At 76.1% G+C, this 20,108-nt stretch carries 14 protein-coding genes; 9 read left to right on the top strand and 5 right to left on the bottom strand.

Translation table 11 applies throughout. The features are described 5' to 3' along the window. The 5 genes from nirB to KPF22_RS25005 all read left to right on the top strand — a co-directional run bounded on the left by nirB (position 1) and on the right by KPF22_RS25005 (position 5,737). Positions 1-2,544: a nitrite reductase large subunit NirB gene (gene nirB / locus KPF22_RS25025; protein ID WP_224403974.1), complete on the top strand. Its 2,544-nt coding sequence runs from the start codon at positions 1-3 to the stop codon at positions 2,542-2,544. Then, entirely contained in the window at positions 2,541-2,948 is a 408-nt protein-coding gene (nirD, locus tag KPF22_RS25020; RefSeq protein WP_208819227.1) for a nitrite reductase small subunit NirD, read from the top strand. The genes nirB and nirD overlap by 4 nt, the downstream gene beginning before the upstream one ends. 106 nt (positions 2,949-3,054) lie before the next feature. Then, complete coding sequence (locus KPF22_RS25015) at positions 3,055-4,248, top strand: uroporphyrinogen-III synthase (protein ID WP_224403456.1); 1,194 nt, start codon at positions 3,055-3,057, stop codon at positions 4,246-4,248. Beyond that, positions 4,245-4,952 carry a sirohydrochlorin chelatase gene (locus KPF22_RS25010; RefSeq protein WP_208819225.1) on the top strand — a complete coding sequence of 236 codons (708 nt, stop codon included), beginning with the start codon at positions 4,245-4,247 and terminating at the stop codon, positions 4,950-4,952. The genes KPF22_RS25015 and KPF22_RS25010 overlap by 4 nt, the downstream gene beginning before the upstream one ends. 2 nt (positions 4,953-4,954) lie before the next feature. After that, on the top strand, positions 4,955-5,737 hold the full coding sequence (locus KPF22_RS25005) for a putative protein N(5)-glutamine methyltransferase (RefSeq protein ID WP_224403455.1): 783 nt from the start codon (positions 4,955-4,957) through the stop codon (positions 5,735-5,737). A 260-nt stretch (positions 5,738-5,997) separates the two neighbouring features. Here the strand turns inward: KPF22_RS25005 and KPF22_RS25000 are convergent, their stop codons facing one another. Next, on the bottom strand, positions 5,998-6,279 hold the full coding sequence (locus KPF22_RS25000; protein WP_062400535.1) for an MGMT family protein: 282 nt from the start codon (positions 6,277-6,279) through the stop codon (positions 5,998-6,000). A gap of 44 nt (positions 6,280-6,323) precedes the next feature. On the opposite strand from KPF22_RS25000, the gene KPF22_RS24995 reads away from it, so the two are divergent. Next, the gene (locus tag KPF22_RS24995) at positions 6,324-9,815 is read left to right on the top strand and encodes an ATP-dependent DNA helicase (protein ID WP_208819219.1); all 3,492 of its coding nucleotides are present in this window, start codon (positions 6,324-6,326) and stop codon (positions 9,813-9,815) included. Between the two features lie 106 nt (positions 9,816-9,921). Here KPF22_RS24995 and KPF22_RS24990 read toward each other — a convergent pair whose 3' ends face one another. Both KPF22_RS24990 and KPF22_RS24985 read right to left on the bottom strand, forming a co-directional pair. Further along, a complete protein-coding gene (locus KPF22_RS24990) occupies positions 9,922-10,596 on the bottom strand; it encodes a phosphatase PAP2 family protein (protein ID WP_208819217.1) in 675 nt (224 codons plus the stop codon). A gap of 10 nt (positions 10,597-10,606) precedes the next feature. After that, complete coding sequence (locus tag KPF22_RS24985) at positions 10,607-11,455, bottom strand: LLM class F420-dependent oxidoreductase (protein WP_208819215.1); 849 nt, start codon at positions 11,453-11,455, stop codon at positions 10,607-10,609. Between the two features lie 80 nt (positions 11,456-11,535). On the opposite strand from KPF22_RS24985, the gene serS reads away from it, so the two are divergent. The 3 genes from serS to KPF22_RS24970 all read left to right on the top strand — a co-directional run bounded on the left by serS (position 11,536) and on the right by KPF22_RS24970 (position 17,968). Then, entirely contained in the window at positions 11,536-12,786 is a 1,251-nt protein-coding gene (gene serS / locus KPF22_RS24980) for a serine--tRNA ligase (protein WP_208819204.1), read from the top strand. A 718-nt stretch (positions 12,787-13,504) separates the two neighbouring features. Continuing rightward, complete coding sequence (locus KPF22_RS24975) at positions 13,505-14,515, top strand: family 16 glycosylhydrolase (RefSeq protein ID WP_224403454.1); 1,011 nt, start codon at positions 13,505-13,507, stop codon at positions 14,513-14,515. 72 nt (positions 14,516-14,587) lie between these two features. Next, positions 14,588-17,968, top strand: a complete 3,381-nt coding sequence (locus KPF22_RS24970; RefSeq protein ID WP_224403453.1) for an ATP-dependent DNA helicase — start codon at positions 14,588-14,590, stop codon at positions 17,966-17,968. Positions 17,969-18,037: 69 nt separating this feature from the next. Here KPF22_RS24970 and KPF22_RS24965 read toward each other — a convergent pair whose 3' ends face one another. Continuing rightward, a complete protein-coding gene (locus KPF22_RS24965; RefSeq protein WP_208826177.1) occupies positions 18,038-19,660 on the bottom strand; it encodes a cation acetate symporter in 1,623 nt (540 codons plus the stop codon). Continuing rightward, positions 19,657-20,010 (bottom strand): DUF485 domain-containing protein, encoded by a 354-nt coding sequence (locus KPF22_RS24960; protein WP_224403452.1) that lies wholly within the window; start codon positions 20,008-20,010, stop codon positions 19,657-19,659. Before KPF22_RS24960 ends, KPF22_RS24965 begins: the two co-directional genes overlap by 4 nt. Between the last annotated feature and the right edge of the window lie 98 nt (positions 20,011-20,108).

Raw genomic sequence — 20,108 nt, 5'->3', positions numbered from 1 at the left:
ATGAGCCGTCTGGTCGTCGTCGGGAACGGCATGGTGGGCCACCGCCTCGTCGCCGCGATGCGGGACCGGGACACCGCCGGGGACTGGGAGATCACCGTCCTCGGCGAGGAGACCCGCCGCGCCTACGACCGGGTCGCCCTGTCCTCCTACGTGGACGGACGCTCCGAGGAGGAGCTGCGCCTCGACGACGACGAGCTGCGCGGCGACCCGCTGGTGACCTACCACCTCGGTGACGCCGTCGCGACGGTCGACCGTGACGCCCGCCGCGTCACCACCGCGTCCGGCCGCACCCTGGCCTACGACGCGCTGGTGCTCGCCACCGGCTCCTACCCGTTCGTCCCGCCGGTCCCCGGCAAGGACCTGCCCGGGTGCTTCGTCTACCGCACCCTCGACGACCTCGACGCGATCAGGGCGGCCGCCGCGGCCGCCGCCGACGACCCGGCCCGCAAGGGGCGGCCGTCGGCGATCGTCGTCGGCGGCGGGCTGCTGGGCCTGGAGGCGGCGCGCGCGATGCGGCTGCTCGGGCTGTCCCCGCAGGTCGTCGAGATCGCGCCGCGGCTGATGCCGGTGCAGGTCGACGCGGGCGGCGGTGCGCTGCTCGAGCGGCTGGTCACCGCGCAGGGCATCGCCGTGCGGACCGGGGTGTCGCTGGCCGCGGTGTCCACCGACCGCGGCAGGCTGGTCGGGACGCTGTCCGACGGCGTCGAGCTCGACGCCGACCTGGTCGTGTTCTCCGCCGGCATCCGGGCCTCCGACCAGCTCGCCCGCGACTGCGGCCTGCCGGTCGGCGAGCGCGGCGGCGTCTGGGTCGACGACCGCTGCCGCACCCGTGACGACGCCGTCTGGGCGATCGGCGAGTGCGCCGCGCTGGAGGGCCGCACCTACGGCCTGGTCGCCCCCGGCTACGCGATGGCCGAGGTCGTCGCGGACCGGCTGCTCGGCGGCGAGGCCCGGATGACGCCCGAGGAGCTGGACATGTCCACCCAGCTCAAGCTGCTCGGCGTCGACGTCGCCAGCTTCGGCGACGCGCACGCGGTCACCGAGGGCGCGCTGGAGATCGTCGTCAACGACCCGGTCGAGGGGACCTACTCCAAGCTGGTCGTGTCCGACGACGCGTCCACCCTGCTCGGCGGTGTCCTGGTCGGCGACGCGTCGCGCTACGGCGCGCTGCGCCCGCTGGTCGGGTCCCGGCTGCCCGACGACCCGGTCACCCTCATCTCCAAGGGCGGCGCCGAGCCCGACGCGTCCGCGCTGCCGGACTCGGCCCAGATCTGCTCGTGCAACGCCGTCACCAAGGGCACGCTGTGCGCGGCGATCGCCGACGGTGCGCACACCGTGCCGGAGCTGAAGGCGTGCACCCGCGCCGGTACCACCTGCGGCTCGTGCGTCCCGGCGCTCGCCCGGATCCTGGAGCAGCAGGGCGTCGAGGTCTCGAAGGCCCTGTGCGAGCACTTCGACCACTCCCGCGCCGAGCTCTTCGAGATCGTCGCCGGGGCGGGCATCACCTCGTTCTCCGCGCTGATCTCCCGGTACGGCCGCGGGTCGGGCTGCGACATCTGCAAGCCGGTCGTCGGGTCGATCCTCGCGACGCTCTACAACGAGCACGTCCTCGACGGCGAGCGGGCGACCCTGCAGGACACCAACGACCACTTCCTGGCGAACATGCAGCGCAACGGCACCTACTCGGTGGTGCCGCGGATCGCCGGCGGCGAGGTGACCCCCGAGGGCCTGATCGTCATCGGCGAGGTCGCCCGCGACTACGGGCTCTACACCAAGATCACCGGTGGACAGCGGATCGACATGTTCGGCGCCCGCGTCGAGGACCTGCCGGCGATCTGGCGCCGCCTGGTCGACGCCGGGTTCGAGTCCGGGCACGCCTACGGCAAGTCGCTGCGCACCGTGAAGTCGTGCGTCGGCACGACCTGGTGTCGCTACGGCGTGCAGGACTCGGTCGGCCTCGCCGTCGAGCTGGAGCTGCGCTACCGCGGGCTGCGCAGCCCGCACAAGCTCAAGTCCGGCGTCTCCGGCTGCGCGCGCGAGTGCGCCGAGGCCCGGTCCAAGGACTTCGGCGTGATCGCCACCGAGCACGGCTGGAACCTCTACGTCGGCGGCAACGGCGGCTTCACCCCGCGCCACGCCGAGCTGCTCGTGTCCGACGTGGACACCGCGACGCTGGTCCGGACGATCGACCGGTTCCTGATGTTCTACGTCCGCACCGCCGAGCGGCTGCAGCGCACCGCGCCGTGGATCGAGGCGATGGAGGGCGGGCTGGACCACCTGCGCGCCGTGATCGTCGACGACTCGCTCGGCATCTGCGGCGAGCTCGACGCCGCGATGGCCCGGCACGTCGACTCCTACGCCGACGAGTGGGCCGGCGTCCTGGCCGACCCGCAGAAGCTGGAGCGGTTCGTCTCCTTCGTCAACGCGCCCGACACCCCCGACCCCACCGTCCGGTTCGTCGAGGAGCGGGGACAGAACGTCCCGGCCCCCGGCCGTCCCGACGAGCCCGTCCTGATCGGCCTCCCGGAGGTGTCCTCCCGATGACCACCCGGCTCGACGCGACCACCACGACCACCACGACCGCCGCGCCCGCCCCGGCCGGGACCGAGCCCACCGGCTGGCTCACCGTCTGCCCGGTGGACCGGCTGCAGCCCGGCCGGGGGGCCGCCGCACTCGTCGGCGACACCCAGGTCGCGTTGTTCCGTCTCGCCGACGGCTCGGTGTACGCCCTGGGCAACATCGACCCGTTCACCGGGGCCGCGGTCGTCTCGCGCGGCATCGTCGGCGACCGCGGCGGCGAACCGACCGTCGCCTCACCGCTCCACAAGCAGGTCTTCGCCCTGCGCGACGGCCGCTGCCTCGCCGGGGCCGACGACGGCGACGCTGTGAGCCTGCCCGCGTTCGCGGTGCGGGTCATGGGCGACGCGCTGCAGGTCGGGCTACGGTGAACGGGCCTTCCCGCACCGTCGTGCCCACCACCACCCGCGACGCTCCCGGCGACCTCCGCGCGTCCTCCGCGCCGGCCGGCCGGGGTATCGGAGGAACGGAGAACCGGTGACCCGATCCGCCGCCGCACGAGACACCGCCGCCGCGCCCGACGCGGTCGCGGTGCCACCGCTGGCCGGGTTCACCGTCGGCATCACCGCCGCCCGGCGCGCCGAGGAGCTCGCCACGATGCTGGAGCGCCGCGGCGCGACCGTCCAGCACGGGCCCGCGCTGCGCATCGTGGCCCTCGCCGACGACGCCGACCTCGAGAACCGCACCCGCGAGCTCGTCGCCGCACCACCGGACATCACCGTCGCGACCACCGGGATCGGCTACCGCGGCTGGATCGAGGCCGCCGACGGCTGGGGGCTGGGCGAGGACCTGCTCGCCGCGCTCGGCCGCTCGGAGATGCTCGCCCGCGGCCCCAAGGCGCGTGGCGCGATCCGCGCGTCGGGCCTGGTCGACGCCTGGTCCCCGGAGTCGGAGTCCACCGCCGAGGTGCTGGAGCACCTGCTCGACCGCGGCGTCGAGGGCAGCCGGATCGCGGTGCAGCTGCACGGCGAGCCGCTGCCCGACGTCGTCGACGCCCTGGAGATGGCGGGCGCCGAGGTCGTCACGGTGCCGGTCTACCGGTGGGCGCCGCCGCTGGACCTCGGCCCGCTGGACCGGCTGATCGACACCACCCTGGCCGGCGGGATCGACGTCCTGTCGTTCACCAGCGCCCCCGCCGCGGCCGGGATCCTCGCCCGCGCCGGGGAGCGCGGTCTGCGCGAGGGCCTGCTCACCGCGCTGCGCGGTCCCGTGCTGGCGCTGTGTGTCGGCCCGGTCACCGCGGCGCCGCTGGAGGCACTCGACGTGCCGACCGTGCAGCCGCAGCGCTCCCGGCTCGGTGCGATGGTGCGGACCTGCGAGTCCGTCGCCCCGGCCCGCGCCCGCAGGCTCCCGGTCGGCGGCCACCAGCTGGAGCTGCGCGGGCACGCGGTGCTCGTCGACGGCACGCTGTGCCCGCTCCCGCCGACGCCCATGGCGCTGCTGCGGCTGCTCGCCAAGCGCCCCGGCCGGGTCGTGTCCCGCGCCGAGCTGCTCGCCGCGCAGCCCGGCGGGGCGGGCGACGAGCACGCCGTCGAGAACGCGATCGGCCGGCTCCGCGCGGCGCTCGGCGTCCCCGGCCTGGTGCAGACCGTGGTGCGCCGCGGCTACCGGCTCGCACTCGAACCCGAGCACGGCGCGCACTGCGCCGAGGACCCGGAGGTGACCCGGTGACCGGGCTCCCGCTGCTCCTCGTCGCGCACGGGTCGCGCTCCGACGCCGCCGACGCGGTGATCCGGTCGCTCGCCGCGGCCGTCGCCGCACGCGGCCCGCAGGTCGAGATCTGCTACGTCGACGTCCGCGGTCCCACGGTCGTCGACGCCGTGATCGGGCTGCGGGACCGCGGCCACGACGGCGCCGTCGTCGTCCCCGCGTTCCTCGCCGCCGGCTACCACGTGCGCACCGACCTGCCCGCCCAGCTCGCCGAGGTCGGCGCCGACCCGGCCCGGTTCCCGGTCACCCGCTCCATGGGGCCCGACCCCCTGCTCGCCGCCGCGGCCCTGGACCGGCTGCGCTCGGCCGGTTACCGCGACGGCGACGCCGTCGTCCTCGCCGCGGCCGGCTCGTCGGACCCGTCCGCTGTCGCCCAGGTGCACGCGAGCGCCGGAATGCTCGCCCGCCGGGTCGGCCGTCCGGTCCCGGTCGGGTTCGCCGCCACCGGCAGCCCGTCGGTGACCGAGCTGGTCGCCCGGCTGCACGACGCCGGGGAGCAGCGGGTCGCGGTCGCGTCCTGGCTCCTGGCCCCCGGGGTCTTCCAGACGCGGCTGCTCGGATCGGGGGCCGACGTCGTCGCCGACCCGCTGGGCGTGCACGACGACGTGGTGACCGCCGTCCTCAAGCGCTATGCCGCCGGGGCCGCCGCGGTGCTCGCCGCCTGACCGTGCCCCGGCCCGACCCGGACCTGGTCGCCCGGCTGCGGGCGGCGGGCTGCGTGTTCGCCGAGGACGAGGCCGCGCTGCTCACCGCCGCGGCCGACGGGCCGGAGCTGGAGGTGCTGGTCCGGCGCCGCATCGCGGGGGAGCCGCTCGAGCACGTCCTCGGCCGGGTGGACTTCGACGGGCTGACCGTGCGGGTCACCCCGGGGGTGTTCGTGCCGCGCCGTCGCAGCGAGGCGCTGGTGCACGCGGCCGTCGCCGCGCTGCCGGGCTCCGCGCATCCCGGGCGCCCGCTCGTGGTCGACCTGTGCTGCGGCTGCGGGGCGCTCGGGCTCGCCGTCGCGCGCCGGGCCGCCGTCGACCTCCACGCCGCCGACGCGGACCCGGTCGCGACCGCCTGTGCCGCGCAGAACCTGGCCGGGGTGGGGACGGTGCACACCGGTGACCTGTTCGCCGCGCTGCCCACCGGGCTGCGGGGACGCGTCGACGTGCTCGTCGCGAACACCCCCTACGTGCCCAGCGGCGCGATCGGCTCGATGCCCCCGGAGGCCCGCGACCACGAGCCCCGCACCGCGCTCGACGGCGGCCGCGACGGCCTCGACCCGGCCCGCCGGGTGGCCGCGGGGGCGGGGGAGTGGCTCGCGCCGGGCGGGGCGCTGCTGATCGAGACGGGCACGGCCCAGGCTCCGGTGCTGGCGGAGGTGTTCGGCGGGCACGGCCTCGTCGCGCACATCGGGCACGACCGGGACCGCGACGCGACCTGGGTGGAAGGGCGCGCGGCGTCCTGATCGGGCGTCCCTTTGCTCTGCTCACCGATACGCAGCACCTCCGCAGTCCCGTCGAGCGCCGCCCGGCGCATCGAGACGCACGTTCTGCCCCGGCAAGGCGAGAACGTGCGCCTCGATCGGGCGCCGGGCCCGGCTCGATCCCGGCGCCCAGCCGCTACCCACGCGCTGAGCGACGAGGTCGCAGCGCTGCCGGTCGAGACCTTCACCCCGGGGGGGATCATCGCCGGGATCAGGGCGCGCCGGGGTGGCCGAGGGCCGCCTCAGCGCCTGCGGTGCTCACGGGGCAGCCGGCCGTCGACCATCAGGATCCCCTCGGCCCGCAGCCGGGCCGCCTGCTCGGCGGCGATGTGCGGGGCCGAACGCCCGTCGGAGCGCAGCACCCGGTGCCACGGCAGGTCGTGGCCGTCCTCGGCGAGGATCCGGCCGACCAGGCGCGCCGAGCGGATCCCGGCCAACTCGGCCACCTCGCCGTAGGTGAGGGTCTGCCCGGGCGGGATCGACCGGACGACCTCGCGCACCCGTTCCAGGGTCTCGGAGTCCACGCCTGCAGTCTGACGCTGTCGGTGCCCCGTGGTCTCATCGCCCCATGAGCCGAACAGCCCCCGAGCAGGCGTCGCCGCGCCTGGTGCGTGCGGACCCCCGGCCCGCTCCCGTGCGGGAGTGGACCGGCGCCGCCGCGCGGGTGCTCGCGCACGAGCGTGGCGCGCTGCGGGTGCTGGGCGGCCCGGGCACGGGCAAGACGAGCCTGCTGCTCGACGCGGTGGTCCGCCGCATCCGGGCCGGGGAGCCGCCGGGGTCGGTGCTGCTGCTGGTGGGCAGCCGCCGGGCCGCGGAGGAGCTGCGCGGCCGGCTCACGTCGCTGCTGACCGCGGGCGGAGGTGAGCTCGCCGGGGACTTCGGGGTGCGCACCACCCGCGAGCTGCTGGTGCGGACGGTGCACTCCTACGCGTTCGGGGTGCTGCGGCTGCACGCCGCGCGCCACGAGGACCCGCCGCCGCGGCTGCTGGCCTCGGCCGAGCAGGACGTGGTGGTCCGCGAGCTGCTCGCCGGGGAGATCGACGGCTGGGGCGGCACCGTCCCCGGCTCGGGCTGGCCGGAGCGGCTCGACCCGGCCCTCGGGCTGCCCGGGTTCGCCGCGGAGCTGCGGGAGCTGCTCCTGCGGGCGGCCGAGCGCGGGCTGGGGCCACGCGAGCTGGCCGAGCTGGGCCGCGAGCACGGGCGCGAGGAGTGGGTCGCCGCGGCCCGGTTCTTCCGCACCTACGAGGAGGTCACGCTGCTCCGCGGGGCGGCGGGGCGGGGCGCGCCACAGGCGACGGCCCCGGCGCTGGACTCCGCCGAGCTCGTCGCCGCCGCGCTGGACACCCTGGCCGCGGACCCGGACCTGCGGGAGCAGGAGCGGCGCCGGGTCCGTCACCTCCTGGTGGACGACGCGCAGGACCTCGACCCGCAGCAGATGGAGCTGGTCGCGGCGCTGGCCGAGCACGCGGGGTCCACGCTGCTCGCGGGCGACCCCGACCAGGCGGTCCTGACCTTCCGTGGTGCGGACCCGCAGGGCCTGACCGTGCTCGACGCGCCCACCGAGGTCCTCACCGTCGACCACCGCCAGCGGCCCGGGGTACGGGCGGCGGGCCTGCGGGTGGCGGAGAAGCTGCCCGGCTCCGGGGTGACCCGGACCCGGCGCGGCCCGGAGCACGACGACCCGGCCCCCGAGGCCCCGGACGGGGCCGGGGTGGGCGAGGCGCTGCAGGTCCGGGTGTTCGGGTCGCCGTCCGCGGAGGCCGGGTGGATCGCCGACCGGCTGCGGCGCGCACACCTCGTCGACGGGGTGCCCTGGTCGGACATGGCGGTGCTGTCCCGGTCCGCGCGGCGCACCCTGCCCGCGCTGCGCCGGGCGCTGGCCGCGGCCGGGGTCCCGCTGGCCGCACCACCGGACGAGGTGCCGTTGCCGCGCCAGCCCGCCGTCGTGCCGCTGCTCCTCGTGCTGCGCGCGGCATGGCGGCCGTCCGCGGTCGACGCCGACCTCGCGACCTCCCTGCTCACCTCACCGCTGGGCGGCGGCGACCCGATGCGGATGCGGCGGCTGCGCCGCGGCCTGCTGCGGATGCACGCCGCCGCGGGGCACGACGTGCGGACCTTCGCCGACGACGAGCGCGTCGAGGCGGGTGAGGTCGACCCGGCCGCGGCGAGCAGCGACCCGTTGCTGGTCGGGATGCTGCGCGACGCCGTCGCGGGCCGCCCCGACCCGCTGCCGATGCTCTCGCCCGCCGAGGCCGCCCCGATGCGCGACGTGGGCCGCCTCCTCGACACCGCCGCCCGCTCGATCGGCGCGGGCGAGCAGGTCGAGGAGACGTTGTGGAAGGTGTGGCGGCGCACCGGCCTGGCGAAGCGCTGGAGCGAGGCCAGCGCCCGCGGCGGCCCCGGCGGAGCGGCCGCCGACCGGGACCTCGACGCGGTCCTGGCCCTGTTCGACGCCGCCGCCCGCTACACCGACCGGCTGCCCGGCGCCGACGTCGGCGGGTTCCTGGAGTACCTGCTCGACCAGCAGCTGCCGGGGGAGACCCTGGCCCCGCAGGCGCCCCGGGGCGGCGCGGTCGAGCTGCTCACCGCACACGGCGCCCGCGGCCGCGAGTGGACGGTCGTCGCGGTGCCCGGGGTGCAGGAGGGGCTGTGGCCCGACGTACGGCTGCGCGGCAGCCTGCTCGGCCACGAGCGGCTCGTCGACCTCGTCGGCGGGGTCGCCGCCCCCGACGACGCCGTCTCCCGCACGGCGCCGCTGCTCGCCGAGGAGCGGCGGCTGTTCTACGTCGCCTGTACCCGAGCCCGGACGACGCTGCTGGTCAGCGCCGTGCAGGGGGAGGACGAGCAGCCCTCCCGGTTCCTCGACGAGCTCGACCCCCGCCCCGCCGACGTCGCCGAGGCCCGCCCGGTGCACCGGCCCGAGCGCTCCCTGGTGATGGCCGAGCTGGTCGGGGAGCTGCGGCGCGCCGTCACCGAGCCCGACCACGGCGACCCGGGACGCGCCGCACGACGGCACCGGGCGGCGACCCAGCTGGCCCGGCTCGCCGCGGACGGCGTCCCCGGGGCCCACCCCGACGACTGGTACGGCGTCGCCGACCTGTCCGACGGCGCCCCGCTGCGCGCCGAGGGCGAGCTCGTCCCGATCTCGCCCTCCGACGTCGAGACGATCGCCGGCTGCCCGCTGCGCTGGGTGCTGTCCCGGCACGGCGGCGACGAGACCGGCGCGCTGTCGGCGGTCACCGGGTCCCTGGTGCACGCGCTGGTGCAGGCCCGCGCCGCCGGGGCCGACCCGGTGGAGCTGGAGGAGGCGCTGCGCTCGGCGTGGCGGCGGCTGGACTCCGGGGCGCCGTGGTTCGGGCGCCGCGAGCTGGTCCGGGTGCGCGAGATGCTCGCCGCCTTCGACGACTGGGTCCGCCGCAGCCGTACCGAGGGGCTGGAGCTGGTGGCCGTCGAGCAGCCGGTGCAGCTGGACCTGGACGGCGAGGACGACAGCGAGGGCGACGACCCGGGCCTGCCACCCGGCGGCATCGGTGCGGGCGACGACGCCCCGGCGGGGGCCGCGCTCCTCCCGGTCGACACCGACGGCGACGGCGCGGGCGGCCGCGGCGGCGGGGCCGCGCGGGCGGCCCGGCGGGTCCGGCTCCGCGGCCGGGTCGACCGGCTCGAACGCGACGACCAGGGGCGCCCGGTCGTCGTCGACGTCAAGACCGGGAAGACGGCCACCTCGGCCCGGGCCACCGCCGAGCACCACCAGCTCGCCGTCTACCAGCTCGCAGCCTCGCTCGGCGCGTTCGACCAGCTCGTCGGGGGTGGGGTGGAGCCAGGCGGGGCGCGGCTGCTGTTCCTGGCCGACCGCAAGGCCAACGGGGAGGCGAAGGAGCCGCAGCAGGCGGCGCTGCGCCCGGAGGAGATGGGGCACTGGCGCGACGTGCTGATGACCTGCGCCGAGGACTCGGCGGGTGCGGTGTTCGTCGCCCGCGCCGGGCCGGACTGCGACCGGTGCCCGGTCCGCACCAGCTGCCCCGCGGTCGAGACCGGCCGGACGGTGGTGGACGGGTGAGCGGGTCCGGCCCCGTACCCGGACGGGCCCCGCACCCGGCCGTGCCGGCCCCGCGGTCGGGTCGTGCCGCCGGCCCGGGCTCCACACCTGCGGTGCCGGACCCCGGTCAGGTCGTGCGGACGGGCGGGATCCGGCGGTCGGCGACCCGGTCGATGACCAGCGCCGAGCCCAGCCCGAGTGCGACCGCGGCGCAGAACCCGCCGACGGTGTCGGTGGCGTAGTGTGCCCCGATCCGCACCATGCCCGCGCCGACGGTGCCGCCGGCCAGCAGGGCCGTCGCGGCCAGGGTGGCGACGGCGGGCCCGGTGCGGGCCACCGGCAGCAGCCCCACCAGCAGCAGCGCGACGAGGAGCCCGATCGACACCGCGCCGCCGGTGTGGCCGGAGGGGAAGGCGTAGCCGTCCGCGGTGGCGGTGCCGATGGTCCGGCCGATCAGCGGCTTGAGCACCGTCGTCGCGATGCCGGTCAGGCCGGGGCCGACGACGGCCAGCACGGCCAGACGCCGTCGTCCCAGGTACAGGGCCAGCCCGGCGACCAGCAGCGCGCACAGCACGACCGTCGGCGGGGACCCGAAGGTCACCGCGTCGGCGAGCAGGGAGCCCGAGCGGTGCCCCAGCGCGTCCACCGCGGTGTCGGCGCCCCGGTCGATCCGCCCGGCGGTCGCATCGCCGCGGTAGGCCCAGGCCAGGACCGCGAAGACGGCGACGGCCGCCGCCACGATCAGTGGCGCCGGCCGTCGCAACGGTCCCAGCAGGGACGGGTCGTCGGGGGTGGGGCGCACCCGGCCCAGGCTAGCCCGCGCTGCCGAGCCCCAGTGCGCTCGCCAGCCGTCGCAGGTCGCCCTCCGGCTCGGCCATCCCGCGCGTGATGACCTGGGCGCAGACGTGGTCGGCGCCGGCGTCGAGGTGCTCGTCGAGCCGGGCCGCGACCTGCTCGGGGGTGCCGTGCGCGACGAGCGCATCGATCAGGGCGTCGCTGCCGCCGTCGTCGAGATCGGACTCGGCCCAGCCGAGCCGCTTCAGGTTGTTCCGGTAGTTGACCAGGCCCAGGTAGGGCTTCTCGACGGCCGGGCGGCCCAGGGCGCGGGCGGCGGCGGGGTCGTCGTCGAGCACGACCTTGTGCTCCGGGGCGATCAGCGCTCCGGTGCCGTAGCGCTCGCGGGTCGAACGGGTGTGCTCGGGCGTGGTCAGGTACGGGTGCGTCCCGGCGGACCGCTCACGGGCCAGGTCGAGCATCTTCGGGCCCAGCGCCGCGAGGGCACGCCCCTCGGTGGGGACGCCGAGCTCGTCGAGCCGGTCCACGTAGGCGACGAGCGCCGCGTAGGGGCGGGTGTAGTCGCTGGTGGCCTCGGGGTGTCCGACGCCGATCCCGAGCAGGAATCGGCCCGGGTGCCTCTTCTCGATGCGGTGGAAGGACTCCGCGACCTCGTCGGCGGGGGTGGCCCAGATGTTCACGATGCCGGTGGCCACGGCCAGCGACGTCGTCGCGTCGAGCAGCGACTCGGTCAGCGCGAGGTCACCGGGCGGGGAGCCGCCGACCCACACCGCACCGAACCCGAGCTTCTCGATCTCCACGGCGAGATCGGGGGACAACCCGGTCTCGTGCCGCCAGACGCCGTACCGGCCGAGGGAAACACTCATGGTGGGGACTACCACCGCGCGGGTCCGATCATTCCCGGTCCTACGATGGCCCCTCCACTACGCGAGAGGCTGGAACAGCAGTGATCGACCTCAAGGCGGCCCGACAGGACCCGGACACCTTCCGCACGGCGCTGTCCCGTCGCGGCGCGTCCGCGGACTTCGACGCCCTGCTGGAGGTCGACGCCCGCTGGCGGGAGGCCACCGACCGCGTCGGCAGCCTGCGCGCCGCGGCCAAGCAGCGGCCCAAGGGCAAGCCGACCCCCGAGCAGGTCGAGCAGTTCAAGCGGGAGAAGGAGGAGCTGCGCGCCGCCGAGGACGCCCTCGCCGCCGCCGACGTCGAGCGTTCCGAGCTCCTCGCCCGCATCCCTAACCTGCCCGACCCGACCGCCGCCGACGGCATGGCCGAGGAGGACGCGGTCACCGTCCGCACCTGGGGCGAGCCGCCGGTCTTCGACTTCACCCCGCGCGACCACCTGGACCTCGCGTCGTCGACGGGCCGGGTCGACATGGCCCGCGGCGCGCGGCTGTCCGGGTCGCGGTTCGCCTACCGCTTCGGCGACGTCGCGCGGCTCGAGATGGCCCTGTTCCGCTACGTCATGGACAAGCTCGCAGGCGAGGGCTTCGTCCCGGTGCTCGGCCCGGTCCTGGCGAACGAGCGGGCGATGTACGGCACCGGCTTCCTGCCCACCGAGGCGTCGAACCTCTACGAGCTGGAGAAGGACGGCCTCTACCTCACCGGCACCTCCGAGGTCGCGCTCGCCGGGATCCACATGGACGAGATCGTCGAGCTCGACACGCTGCCCGCGCGCTACGTCGCGTTCTCCACGAACTTCCGTCGCGAGGCCGGCGCGGCCGGCAAGGACACCAAGGGCATGTTCCGGGTGCACCAGTTCGACAAGGTCGAGATGTTCGTCTACTGCCTGCCGGAGAACTCCCGGGACGTGCACGAGGAGCTGCTCGCCCACGAGGAGTCGATCGTGCAGGAGCTGGGGCTGCCCTACCGGGTGCAGAACATCTCCGTCGGCGACCTCGGCAACCCGGCCGCGAAGAAGTACGACATCGAGGCCTGGTTCCCGGTCCAGGAGCGCTACCGCGAGATCACCTCGTGCTCCAACACGACCGACTACCAGGCACGACGCCTGAACGTCCGGTTCCGTCGCGAGGCCGGAGCGCCGACCGAGAACGTGCACACGCTCAACGGGACCGGCGCCACCGCCCGCGCCATGCTCGCCATCATGGAGAACTTCCAGGACGTGAACGGGACGGTCACGGTGCCGGAGGTCCTGCGGTCCTACGGTGCCCCCGCGACCGTCGGTACCCCGCCCGCCTGATCCACGGTCGCAGGCGGGGTGACGCGCGCGACCTCCTGACGGGGCAACCGGACGGGGGCCCGCGCGTCCTGCTTGCGTGGAGGAATCGGGGAGTGGTGCGTCGTGGGCCGGGGAGCGCCCGGACACGTCGCGCCACGCCGCCCCCGCCGGGGCCGACGCCCGCCGGCCCGGCTCCCACCGTTCCGAGGAGCGGCCGGACACCGCGGACTCCGGCCGGCACCGCTCGCCCGAGCCGCCCGTCGACGGACGTCGTGCCGTCGCGCCGTGGCCGACCGGGCGACGGGCCGCGTCGTCCACGCCCCGGACGACGGCACCCGCGGTCCCGCCCGCGCCGCAGCCTGCCGCCCGTAGGACGGTGGCGCCGGCGGGCCCGGTGGACGCGGCGTGGCCGACGGCCGGTCGCCGTGGGCCGGTACCCCCGGCCCGCCGGACGTCGTCGGCAGCCGGCTCTGAGCCCACGCGGCCCACCGCCCGCGGACGCGTCGCCCGCCCCGAGGACATCGTGGCGTCGACCGTCGCCCTGCCCGCCGCGGACCGCACCCCCGTCGACCGTGTCCCGGAGTCCCGCCGCCCCGTACGCGGGGTGCCCGCGCCGTCGCGCCCCGCCCCGGGGACGCGTACCGCCCCGGACCCCGTCCCCGGCCCACGCCGAGCGCCCCGGCCTCCGGCGGCAGCGCAGGCACCCGCGGTCCGGCCCCCCGTGGCGAGGACCCCCGTGGTGCGTGTCCCGACGACGCCGGAGCCGGTCGCCACGACCACCCGTATCCGCCCCACCGACCGCGGGGCCCGTGCCACGGTCGTCCGGGCCGAGATCCCGGACGGTGCCGGACGGGCGGACCGTGCCGGGCGGACCGGACGTCGTGAGCGCCCGGACCGCGCCGTCACCGGCCTGCGCCGCCGGATCGCGCACGGCACCGGAGCGATGGCGCTGGTGCTCGTCGCCGCCGCCGGGCTGACCTGGACCGTGCTCGTCCCGCCGGACGGCACGGCCGTCGCCGCCGACCCGGCGACCTCCGCACTGGACAATCAGCTGCCGCCCCCGCCGCCCCCGCCCCCGCCGCAGCAGTGGCGCCAGGTCGGTGGCGACGAGTTCGACGGCTCCCGCGTCGACCGCTCCACCTGGAGCGTCTACAACTCGCCCGGCGGGTTCGGCAACGGCCTGCGCCGCCCGTCCGCGGTCGGCGTCGGCGACGGCCTGCTCACCGTGACCGCGCGCCCCCGGGCCGCGGGCGGGGGCGTCTCCGGCGGTGTCGCGATGCACGACGGCCGGCTCTACGGCCGCTGGGAGTTCCGCGCCCGCACCGACGTCGGCAACGGCTACAGCCCCGCGATCCTGCTCTGGCCGGACTCCGAGCGGTTCCCCGACGACGGGGAGCTCGACATGATGGAGATCCCGTTCGGCGACCGGCACGCGGCCACCGCCTTCGTCCACTACGGCGCGCAGAACCACATCCTGTCCACCGACACCCCCGGGGACTTCACCCAGTGGCACACCTTCGCCCTGGAGTGGCTGCCGGACCGGATCACCTGGTACGTCGACGGGGTGGAGAAGTGGGAGGTCACCGACCGCCGCGCGATCCCCACCACCCCGATGCACCTGGCCGTCCAGCTCGACCAGGGCCCGGCGTCGGGGTGGATCCCCGGCCCGGACGCGACCACCCCCGACGAGGTACGCCTGCAGGTCGACTGGGCCCGCGTCTTCGCACCGGTCGACGCCGCCGGCCGCTGATCCGCCGCCGGTGCCGGGCCGGGACGGCGCCGGGTGGCGGACCTGTCGGTGACGCCGGGTAGAACGGTCCGCGTGGACCCCACCCCCGCCGAGCTGGCACACGCGCTCGGTCTGCACCCGCCGACCGAGGAGCAGGCCGCGGTCATCGCCGCCCCCGCCGGGCCGGCGCTCGTCGTCGCCGGGGCGGGGGCCGGCAAGACCGAGACGATGGCGGCCCGCGTCGTCTGGCTGGTCGCTACCGGCCGGGTGCTGCCCGAGCAGGTCCTCGGGCTCACCTTCACCCGCAAGGCCGCCCAGCAGCTCGGCACCCGCGTCCGGTCCCGGCTGCGCCGCCTCGCCGGGGCCCGGCTGCTCGACGACCTGGACCCGTCCGGTGCCCGGCGCGCCGCGCTGCTGGCGGGCGAACCCACCGTCGCGACCTACCACGCCTACGCCGGTCGCCTGGTCGGCGAGCACGCGCTGCGGCTGCCCGCCGAGCCCGCCGCCCGGCTGCTCGGCCCGACGGCGGCCTGGCAGCTCGCCCACCGGGTCGTGTCCACCTGGGCCGCGGACCTGGAGATCGACCGGGTCCCCGCGACCGTCACCGGCTACCTGCTCTCCCTGGCCGGGGAGCTGGGGGAGCACCTCGTCGACCCGGACCAGGTGCGGCGCCTCGCCGAGCGGATGCTGCCGGTGCTGGAGCACGCCCCGCCCGGCAAGCGGCAGCGCGCCGAGCCCTCGGCCGGGTACAAGGCCCGCATCGCCGGGCAGCGGATGCGCTGCGAGCTGCTGCCGCTGGTCGAGGAGTTCGCCCGGCGCAAGCAGGCCGAGCAGGCCATGGACTTCGCCGACCAGATGGCCCTCGCGGCCCGGATCGCCGAGGCCGACCCGGACGTCGGGCGGATCGAACGTTCCCAGTACCGGGCCGTGCTGCTCGACGAGTACCAGGACACCGGGCACGCCCAGCGGGTGCTGCTCCGCGCCCTGTTCGGCGTGCCGCCCGGGCTCGCCCCGGAGCCGGACGACGGCCCGGACCACCGCTCGGTCACCGCGGTCGGCGACCCCTGCCAGTCGATCTACGGCTGGCGGGGCGCGAGCGCCGGGAACCTGGCGCGCTTCCGCACCGACTTCCCCGCCGCGGGCGGCGACCCCGCGCCCGTGCACGGGCTGCTCACCAGCTTCCGGAACCCGGCCGAGGTGCTCGTCCTGGCCAACCGGGTCTCCGAGCCGCTGCGGACCGCGCCCGGCACCGTGCGGGTGGGGGAGCTGCGCCCGCTCGACGGCGCCGGCCCCGGCGACGTCCGGGCCGCCCTGCTGCCCGACGTCGCGGCCGAGGTGGCCTGGACCGCCGACGGCATCGCCGAGCGCTGGCACGCCGGCCACGACGAGGGCACCCCGCCCACCGCGGCCGTGCTGGTCCGGCGCCGCTCCGACATGGACGCGCTCGCCGCCGCGCTGCGCGACCGGCGGGTCCCGGTGGAGGTCGTCGGGCTCGGTGGGCTGCTGTCCACCCCCGAGGTCCGCGACCTCGTCTCCGCGCTGCGGGTGGTGTCCGACCCGCTCGCCGGGCCGGCCGCCGTCCGGCTGCTGACCGGGCCGCGGTGGCGGCTCGGGATCGCCGACCTGGCTGCGCTGTGGCAGCGCGCCCGCGAGCTCGTCCCGCACCGCCCGGCCCGCCCCGGGCCGCTGTCGGCCGCCGACCTCGCCCTCGGCGCACTGCCCGGCGAGCAGGCCGAGCAGGCCGGTCTCGTCGACGCCCTCGACGACCCGGGTGGTCCGGAGCGCTACTCCCCGGCCGGGTTCGACCGGATCCGGCGGATCGGCCGTGAGCTCGCCCAGCTGCGCGCCCGCACCGCGGCCCCGCTGACCGACCTGGTGGCCGACGTCGAGCGGACCCTGCTCCTCGACGTCGAGACGATGGCCCGCCCCGGCCCCACCGGCCGGGCGCACCTCGACGCGTTCGCCGACGTCGTCGCGGACTTCGCCGCCGGTGCGGACGTGCCGTCGCTACCGGGTCTGCTCGACTACCTGGAGACCGCCGAGCAGGCCGAGGAGGGGCTGACCCCCGGCGAGGTCGAGGTCGCGCCGGACCGGGTGCAGATCCTCACCGTGCACGCGGCGAAAGGGCTGGAGTGGGAGGTCGTCGCCGTCCCGCACCTGGTCGCGCAGGTCTTCCCCGGCCGCAAGATGTCCGGCTCCTGGCTGAAGGACCCGGCCGCGCTGCCGGTCCCGCTGCGCGGCGACGCCGACGACCTGCCCGGCCTGCACCTGCCCCCGCCCGGCGCCGACCGCAAACAGGTCGAGACCGCGCTCGACGACCACGACGACGCCCTCGACGAACGCCGCCTCGCCGAGGAACGCCGGCTGTTCTACGTCGCGCTCACCCGGTCCGAACGGGTGCTGCTGGTGTCCGGGCACCGCTGGCCCGCGACGGGGGAGAAGCCGAAGGAGCCGTCGGTGTTCCTGACCGAGCTCGCCGAGATCCTGGAGGACCCCGGCGGCTCCGAGGTCGGGGTGCTGGAGCAGTGGGCACCGCCGCCCGAGCTGGACACCGGCAACCCGGCGCTGGGCGTCGAACGGACCGCGCAGTGGCCGCCGGACCCGTTCGGCGACCGCGCCGACGACGTGCGCTCCGGGGCCGACCTGGTCCGTACCGCGCTGCGGGCCCGGCGCCCGAAGCGGCCGCGCCGCGCCGCGCCCGCCGACCAGCTCGCGCTGGAGCTGCCCGCGGCTCCCGACGCGGAGCCCGGGGTCGGCGTGGTCGACGCCGAGGGTGACCCCGAGGGCTGGGCCGCCGACGTCGACGTCCTGCTCGCGGAGCGGGCCGCCGCCGCGCAGCGGCCCACGGTGTCGCTGCCCGGGCGGCTGTCGGTGAGCCGGCTCGTCGAGCTCGCCGACGACCCGGACGCGCTCGCCGTGCGGCTGCGCCGTCCGGTGCCGATGCCGCCCGACCAGCACGCCCGCCGCGGCACCGCGTTCCACGCCTGGCTGGAGCAGCGCTTCGGCGCGGAACGCCTGCTGGACATCGACGAGCTGCCCGGCGCCGCCGACGAGTCGGTCACCTCGGAGGCCGACGCGACCGAGCTCGCCGAGCTGCAGGCCGCGTTCGAGGCGTCGGAGTGGGCGGACCGGCGGCCCGTCGACGTCGAGGTGTCGTTCGAGACGGTGCTGGCCGGGGTCGCCGTGCGCGGCCGGATGGACGCGGTGTTCGCCGACCCCGACGGCGGCTGGACGGTCGTGGACTGGAAGACCGGTCGCCTGCCCGCCGAGGACCGCAGGCAGGCGGTCGGGGTGCAGCTCGCCGCGTACCGGCTGGCATGGGCGGCACTGCAGGACGTCGAACCGGACCGGGTGCGGGCGGCGTTCCACTACGTCCGCGACGGCGTCACCCTGCGCCCGGCGGACCTGCTCGACGCCCGCGCGCTGCACGACCTCGTCGCCGGGGTGCCGACCGTCTCCGCCGCCGAGGGGTAGCCGCAGGACGCGGAGAGCCCGCGCCCCCGGTGACGGGGACGCGGGCTCTCCGCGTGGGGTGGCCTGCGGTCAGTGCGCCTCGGCCTTGGCGATGCCGGCACCGGTCAGCGACCGGACCTCCATCTCGGCGTACTTGCTGCCGTCGTGGCGCTTCTGCCCGATGTAGGTACCGATCACGCCGAGCAGGAACGACAGCGGGATCGACACCAGGCCCGGGTTGGCCAGCGGGAACCAGGCGAAGTCCACGGTCGGGAAGATCGAGGTCTCCTTCCCGGACACCACCGGCGAGAAGACGATCAGCACCAGGGTGCTGATCAGACCGCCGTAGATCGAGAACAGGCCGCCGGTGGTGTTGAACCGCTTCCAGAACAGCGAGTACAGGATCGTCGGCAGGTTCGCCGACGCCGCCACCGCGAAGGCCAGCGCCACGAGGAACGCGACGTTCTGGTCCTTCGCGAGGATGCCGCCGACGATCGCGACCACGCCGATCACGATCGCGGTCCGCCGGGCGACCCGGACCTGGGTGGCCTCGGTGTCCGCGACCTCGCCCCGCTTGATCACGTTGATGTAGACGTCGTGCGCGAACGACGCCGACGCGGTGATCGTGAGCCCGGCGACGACCGCCAGGATCGTCGCGAACGCGATCGCGGCGATGATGCCGAGCAGGACCGGTCCGCCGAGGGCGGCGGCGAGCAGCGGCGCGGCGGAGTTCACCTTGCCCGGCGCGGCCTGGATGGCCTCCGGCCCGACGATCGCACCGGCGGCGAAGCCGATGACCAGGGTGAACAGATAGAACAGGCCGATCAGCCAGATCGCGACCTCGACCGACTTCCGGGCCTCCTTCGCCGTCGGCACCGTGTAGAAGCGCATCAGCACGTGCGGCAGGCCCGCGGTGCCGAGGACGAGCGCGATCCCGAGGGAGATGAAGTCGATCTGCGAGGTCAGCGACGCGCCGTACTGCTGGCCGGGGGCGAACAGGCCCTCGCCCTTCGGCGAGCCGTCCGCGGCGGCCTGCATGATCGACGAGAAGTTGAAGCCGAACAGGGCGAGCGCCCAGATCGTCATGACCAGCGCGCCCGCGATGAGCAGCACCGCCTTGATCATCTGGACCCAGGTCGTCCCGCGCATGCCGCCGATCAGGACGTAGGCGATCATCACGACGCCGACGACCGCGATCACGACGCCCTGGGCGAAGCCGCCCGAGATGCCGAGCAGCAGCGAGACCAGCGCACCGGCACCGGCCATCTGCGCGAGCAGGTAGAAGAACGACACCGCGAGCGTCGAGGTGGCCGCCGCGGCGCGGATCGGGCGCTGCTTCATCCGGAACGCCAGGACGTCGCCCATGGTGAAGCGGCCGGTGTTGCGCAGCAGCTCCGCGACCAGCAGCAGCGCGACCAGCCACGCGACCAGGAACCCGATCGAGTAGAGGAAGCCGTCGTAGCCGTTGATCGCGATGGCACCGGCGATCCCCAGGAACGACGCCGCCGAGAGGTAGTCACCGGCGATCGCGAACCCGTTCTGGGTGCCGGAGAAGCCGCCGCCGGCGGTGTAGAAGTCGGCCGCGGTCTTCTTCGCGTGCCGGCTGTTGACGTAGAACACGATCCCCAGCGTCACGATGACGAACGCCAGGAAGATCGAGATGTTGAGCGCCGGGTTGCTGTCCGCGGTCGCCGCCAGGACGGTCGTGCTCATCGGGTCCCCTCGATCTCTCCGCGGAGCTTCGACGACAGCGGGTCGAGCACGCGGTCGGCGTAGCGGATGTAGACCACGGTGATCGCGAAGGTCGACACGAACTGCAGCAGCCCGAGGATCAGCCCCAGGTTGATGTTGCCGAGCACCGGGGTGGCCATGAAGTCCGTCGCGAAGGTCGCGAGCAGCACGTACAGCAGGTACCAGGCCAGGAACCCGGCGGTCACCGGGAACACGAAGCCGCGCAGCCGCCTGCGCAGCTCCTGGAAGTCGGGGCTCGCCTGCACGGCGCCCCAGTCGGGAGTGCCCGGCGTCGGACCGCCTGGCTGCTCGTCGGACTCGGTCGTACTCACGTATGCCTCCTTGCACAAGCCACGCACGGCCACGGGACCGGACCCAGGAAAGGACCTTCGGGCCGTGTGCGGAACCCCACACGCACGCTCCGGGCGGC

Origin of the sequence: Pseudonocardia sp. ICBG1034 (assembly GCF_020131375.1) — a bacterium.
GTDB lineage: Bacteria > Actinomycetota > Actinomycetes > Mycobacteriales > Pseudonocardiaceae > Pseudonocardia > Pseudonocardia alni.
This window is presented reverse-complemented; position numbering and strand designations above follow the sequence as displayed.

Bases quoted from the DNA above. Each gene is read 5' to 3' on its own strand.
- nirD (WP_208819227.1), top strand. From the start codon at position 2,541: ATGACCACCCGGCTCGACGCGACCACCACGACCACCACGACCGCCGCG.
- KPF22_RS24985 (WP_208819215.1), bottom strand. From the start codon at position 11,455: ATGAGTGTTTCCCTCGGCCGGTACGGCGTCTGGCGGCACGAGACCGGG.
- nirB (WP_224403974.1), top strand. From the start codon at position 1: ATGAGCCGTCTGGTCGTCGTCGGGAACGGCATGGTGGGCCACCGCCTC.
- KPF22_RS24965 (WP_208826177.1), bottom strand. From the start codon at position 19,660: ATGAGCACGACCGTCCTGGCGGCGACCGCGGACAGCAACCCGGCGCTC.
- KPF22_RS24995 (WP_208819219.1), top strand. From the start codon at position 6,324: ATGAGCCGAACAGCCCCCGAGCAGGCGTCGCCGCGCCTGGTGCGTGCG.